This is a genomic window from Synechococcus sp. R6-10 (assembly GCF_047461815.1).
Classification (GTDB): Bacteria; Cyanobacteriota; Cyanobacteriia; order Thermostichales; family Thermostichaceae; genus Thermostichus.
In genome coordinates this window covers 1-805 of the sequence record NZ_JANSHW010000728.1, presented here as the reverse complement: position 1 = coordinate 805, position 805 = coordinate 1, and the positions used below count along the sequence as shown (strand labels likewise).

1 protein-coding gene is annotated in these 805 nt (G+C 64.0%); it reads left to right on the top strand.

Annotated features, from left to right (window positions below):
- The coding region (locus tag NW837_RS15600) for a hypothetical protein (protein WP_414332592.1) at positions 1 to 738 on the top strand (738 nt) is incomplete at its 5' end.
- Positions 739 to 805 lie beyond the last annotated feature (67 nt).

Below are 805 nucleotides of genomic sequence, written 5' to 3'. Positions count from 1 at the left end.
GCAGTGTTCCAAGCAACCTACCCGCGCAGGGGGAGCCGTATCCCGTTCCTCGCGCTGCTGCCCGAATTCGTGACCGCCTGCCGTAAGTACGGTATCGAAACCGTGCTGCACAAAACGCGCCTGTACCGTGAGCAGCAGGACGCCCTCGCGAAACTCACGAACGGGCGCGCGGGCACAGGCACGCGCTTTGTGATGACGGTCGAGAACTTCCTCCGCAAGCTGCACGAGATCAACGCTCCCAAAGAGCGCGAATGCGAACGCGAACGCGCCGTGCAGATACTCGCCGAACTGCTGGGAGCATACTTTGGGGCGGACCTAGGCGAGACAGCGGCGTTCCTTGCCACTTTGGAGCCATCGGTCGTTCAGGACTTCGCAACCGATCCAGAGCGTAAGCGCGCGCTGGGGCAGTACCCTGATTATGATTCGGCGCGCCGATACCTTACGGGAATCTCTGAAATGCGCCGTAATGGGGGGCTGGTGGCTGTGAACGCTGCCAAGCCTGAGCCTCCCCCTGAGCCTGCGCCGAACGCTGCGTCTGCGCCCGTGCAACTTCGCCCCGAAACCCTCGATGCCATTCTGAGCGAGCTGCAACGGCACGGGATCATACGCCCCGAAGACGCCCACGCCACGCGCGAACGGCTGGAGCGCAACCCCCTATACGCCATGATGATCGGACACGCGCTGAACGCAGGCAATCACGAGAGAGCGAGCATGCTACTCACGCACCTGCGCTGCTGATGGCAATCGCCCTCTGAGCCTTCCCCCACGCGAGCCGCTGCCCACTCGCGCCGATGGCGCGCGCCTG